At 69.6% G+C, this 4,408-nt stretch carries 5 protein-coding genes; all 5 read right to left on the bottom strand.

Annotated elements, in window-relative coordinates:
* On the bottom strand, positions 1-702 hold a 702-nt coding region (locus AB1609_16600; GenBank protein ID MEW6048068.1), incomplete at its 3' end, for an aspartate kinase.
* A 4-nt stretch (positions 703-706) separates the two neighbouring features.
* Positions 707-1,753 (bottom strand): aspartate-semialdehyde dehydrogenase, encoded by a 1,047-nt coding sequence (locus tag AB1609_16595; GenBank protein MEW6048067.1) that lies wholly within the window; start codon positions 1,751-1,753, stop codon positions 707-709.
* 38 nt (positions 1,754-1,791) lie between these two features.
* The gene (locus tag AB1609_16590; protein ID MEW6048066.1) at positions 1,792-2,436 is read right to left on the bottom strand and encodes a dipicolinate synthase subunit B; all 645 of its coding nucleotides are present in this window, start codon (positions 2,434-2,436) and stop codon (positions 1,792-1,794) included.
* A 22-nt stretch (positions 2,437-2,458) separates the two neighbouring features.
* Positions 2,459-3,379, bottom strand: a complete 921-nt coding sequence (gene dpsA, locus AB1609_16585; GenBank protein ID MEW6048065.1) for a dipicolinate synthase subunit DpsA — start codon at positions 3,377-3,379, stop codon at positions 2,459-2,461.
* A 115-nt stretch (positions 3,380-3,494) separates the two neighbouring features.
* Positions 3,495-4,271, bottom strand: a complete 777-nt coding sequence (gene dapB, locus AB1609_16580; GenBank protein ID MEW6048064.1) for a 4-hydroxy-tetrahydrodipicolinate reductase — start codon at positions 4,269-4,271, stop codon at positions 3,495-3,497.
* Positions 4,272-4,408 lie beyond the last annotated feature (137 nt).

The raw sequence follows: 4,408 nt of genomic DNA, 5'->3' as shown, positions 1-4,408 counted from the left end.
GATCCGCAGGGGCACGTGCCCTTCCATGGCGATCTCCACGGCCCTGGGATGAACCACCCGCGCCCCCAGGTGCGCGAGTTCCGCCGCCTCCCGGTAAGCGACGCTCGACAGCGTCGGCGCCTCGGGGACGACCCGCGGGTCGGCGGCCTTCAGCCCGTCCACGTCCGTGTAAATCTCCACCAGTTCGGCCCCGAGTGCCACGCCCAGCGCGGCGGCGGTGGTGTCGCTCCCGCCTCGACCGAGGGTGGTCATCTCGCCCGCCTCGGTGATCCCCTGAAAGCCGGCGACCACCGGCACCCTTCCCGCCGCAAGCTCCCGGCGGATCCGTTCGGTGCGCACCTGGAGCACGCGCGCCTCGCCATACTCCTCGTCGGTAACGATGCCCGCCTGCGCGGCGGTCAGCGAGCGGGCAGCCACCCCTTCCCGGATGAGCGCCTGGGCCACCAGGGTACAGGCGATGACCTCGCCACAGCAAAGGAGCTGGTCCTGCTCCCGCGGATCGGGGGTCGTCCCCGCCTCCTTCGCCAGCAACTCGAGCAGCGTGTCGGTGGCGTACGGATCCCCCCGCCTTCCCATGGCCGATACCACGGCCACTACGGCATAGCCGTCGTCCCGGGTGCGAACGATGTGGCGTACCACCTGGCGGCGCGTCTCAGGGGTCGCCACCGAGGTGCCGCCGAACTTCTGCACCACGATGCGCATACCTTCACCGACTTCCTCGAGCTGGGATGCCCAGCAGGGCCTCCGCTATCTGCATGGCGTTCAGGGCCGCGCCCTTCCGCACCTGGTCGCCCACCAGCCACAGATTGAGCGCCCCCGGGCGGGAGAGGTCCTGCCGGATGCGCCCGACGCCCACGCTGTCCCGGCCGGACCAGTCCCGGGGCATCGGGTATCGCTGCTCGGCAGGGTCGTCCACGACCTCGACCCCCGGGGCGCTCTCCAGGATCCGGCGGGCCTCGGCGGGCCGAAGCGGGCGCTCGAACTCCACGTTGACCGACTCGCTGTGGGACCGGAGCACCGGCACCCGCACGGTGGTTGCGGTGATGGCAAGCTCGGGCTCGTGGAAGATCTTGCGCGTCTCGCGCACCATCTTCCACTCCTCTTTCGTGTAGCCCGCCTCATCGAACCGGTCCACCTGGGGGATGACGTTGAAGGCAATCGGATAGTGGCGCGGCGCCGATGCGTACGGGAGGACGGCCGGTTCATAAGGCTCCCCCCGGCGGTCGGCATCCACCTCCTGCAGGAGTTCGGCCATGGCGCGCGAGCCGGCCCCCGACACCGCCTGGTAGGTTGAGACCACGATCCTGCGGATCGTGGCGGCCCGGTGCAGCGGCCACAGCGGCACCGCCATGATGATCGTCGAGCAGTTGGGATTGGCGATGATGCCCTGGTGGTGCCGGGCGTCATCCATGTTGATCTCGGGCACGACCAGCGGCACCGCCTCGTCCATGCGGAAGGCGCTGGAGTTGTCGACGACGAGGGCCCCGTGCGCTGCCGCCTTCGGGGCGAGTTCCCGGCTCACCGAAGCCCCCGCGGAGAAAAAGACCAGGTCCAGGTTGGCGAAACGCTCGCCGGAGGCTTGCTCCACGCTGAGGCTCTCGCCCATGAACTCGATCCGGCGCCCCGCCGATGCAGCGGACGCCATCAGCCGCAGCTCTGCCAGAGGCCAGCGGCGCTCCTCGAAAAGCCGCACAAACTCCTGCCCCACGGCCCCCGTCGCCCCAACGACGCCGACGCGAAGATGTTGACCCACCGGTGATGTACCCCCCGCACCCGCAAGCGAGGCCTTACTCAGCGTACCTGGCGCCGAGCCCGCTCGATGACCATCGGCTGGATCTGGCGGCCCTCCAGCGCGGCCTCAAGAGTGGGCACGATCAGTTCGAAGTCGGCCACCATGGACGTTGGCTTCGCCTCCGGATTGTCCTGCCCGAAGGGTACCATGTAAAGGTGCTTCATGTTCAGCACCAGCCCCAGGTTTTTCGCGTTGGCGCCCAGGGCATCGTTGGTGGAGATGGCGAGGATGACCGGCCGCCCGTTGCGGAACGTGGCCTTGGCCGCCATCAGCACCGATGAGTCGGTGATGGCAAGCGCCAGCTTGGCCAGCGTGTTGCCGGTGCACGGGGCGATGATGAGCGCATCCAGCAGCTTCTGCGGGCCCAGCGGCTCGGTCTCCACCAGGGTCCGCATCACCCGCCGGCCGGTGGTTTGCTCGATCCTCTGCACCCACTCCTCGACGGTTCCGAAGCGGGTGTCGGTGGCGTGCTCGGAGAGAATGGGGTACACCTCTGCGCCGGACAGGGCCAGGCGCTCCATGTGGGGCAGGATTTCTTCGAACGAGCAGTGGGACGCGGCCAGCGCCCATCCGATGCGCCTGCCTGCGAGCCTCGACCGGGCGGGGCCGTCTCCCGGCGCGCTGTCCACCCTGCCGTCCGCCACGTCGGTTCGCCTCCTCACTCCTCTATCCCCCAGCCCCTGGATCCCCGCCGGAAGCGGAAAGCATCCGGGCCAAGAGATCCGGCACAACGGAGGCCAGGATACGGCCCGCCGTCCGCGGTGCGACCCGTCCCGGCAGGCCGACCGCGTGGATGGCGCGCAGGCCCTTCAGCTTCGCCGCCTCGAAGTCGGTGCCGCCGGGATCGGAGGCGATGTCGATGATGAGCGTGGAAGGCTCCATCCTCGCCAGCACCGGCTCGCTCAGCATCATTGCCGGCGCCGTGTTGAAGACGACGTCCACTTCGGCCGCCGCGGCACCGATCTCGTCTGGATGGACTGCGTCCACCCCCAGGATGTAGGCGCGGGCGCCCTCGACGCGGTTGAAGACGACGGCTTTGACCGAGGCGCCCATGGCGACGAGAATCCGGGTGATCTGCTGGCCGCAGCGCCCCAGGCCCACCACCAGCGCCCGGCTCTGGTGGATGGTGATCCGGAGGTTGGCCATGGCAAGCTGCAGGGCGCCCTCGGCAGTGGGGACGGAGTTCAAGAGTGCCATCTCCTCGTCCTGGTTGAGTTCGACGAGCACAAGCCGCAGCCGCCGCACGAGTTCCCGCACCACCGGACGTGCGGTGCCGATGAGCAGCAGCGTCCCCGGCAGGCATCCCGCGAGGCTGGCCCCATCCAGGCGCAGCGTGACGTGAGCGTCCATACGCACCCGGATGTTCCCCTCCGCGTCGGTGCCGCTGAGCGGGCAAACGATGGCACGAACCCTTCCCGCCGCCTCCCTGAGAGTGACGGGACCCGTCGCCCCTGGCGGCAACACGTCCCGCGGGAAACCGGCCATCGAAAGCCGTGCCCCCAGCTCCAGCAGCCTCCGCGCCAGGCAGAGTTCACGCTCGTCGCCACCGGCCACAAGCAAGGGGATGTCCCTGAGCGCGTCCGTCATGACTCCCGGTGCGGGCTCCTGTACCCCGTCGCAACTCCGTTGGGCTTGGGTCTTATTGCGAGGGCAGTATATGAGTCATAGGTCCGGGGAGTGAGAAAACGCGAGCGATCCGCGGTCAGTGGCGCAGTGAGGGCGGCTCGCTGAAGAGAAGCTCCTCGAGGGAGTGAACGCCCCGGAGCTGCGTCACGCGCCGGACGGCCAGGAGTACCCCGGGGACGAAGCTCCGCCGGCTGGTGCTGTCGTGCCGGATGGTGAGCGTCTGACCCTCCAGGCCGAAGATGATCTCCTGATGCGCGACGAGCCCTGGCAGGCGGACGCTGTGGATGGGGACGGCGGGCTGGTCGGTCGCTGCCTGGCCGCGGGCTTGCGCGATCAAGGCGGCCGTGCGCAGCGCCGTGCCCGACGGGGCGTCCAGCTTGGCTTCGTGGTGGAGTTCAACGATCTCGCAGCGGGGCATGTACGGCGCCACGAGCTGGGCGAGGCGCATCATCAAAAGCGCCCCGACCGCGAAGTTCGGGGAGACGACGGCGCCCACCCCCCGCTGGCGGCAGCGAGTCTCGAGGTCCTCCAGTTCCGAACGGCTGATCCCCGTGGTCCCGATCACCACGTGCACGCCGGCATCCACGCACCCGAACGCGTGCTCGAGGGCCGCCTGGGCCTCCGTGAAGTCCACCAAGACGTCCACGGGCGTGCGCTCCAGCAGGCGCCGAACGTCCCGATCGATGGCCACGCCGAGCTTCCCGATGCCCGCGGCCTCTCCCGCGTCGCGGCCGGCCGACCGGCGGCCAAGCGCCCCCACCAGCTGCAGGTCAGGCTCCTGGGCAACTGCCGCCACCACTTCCCGGCCCACCCTGCCGGCGGCCCCTGCGACCGCGACCCGAATCGTCGGCACCGGCTGCACCTCGCTTAACGCGGCCCTGCGGCTGGCCGTTTGTTTCATTGTCAGCCTGGGTGCCAAAAGCGTCAATAGGGGGAGAGAACGTGCAAAAGCGCCCGCCGGGTCAGCCTCTGGAGAGCCGGCGGGCGCCC

Source organism: Bacillota bacterium, assembly GCA_040754675.1.
Classification (GTDB): domain Bacteria; phylum Bacillota; class Limnochordia; order Limnochordales; family Geochordaceae; genus Geochorda.
Note: the sequence above shows the minus strand (reverse complement) of the source record. Positions and strands in the feature narration are given on the sequence as shown.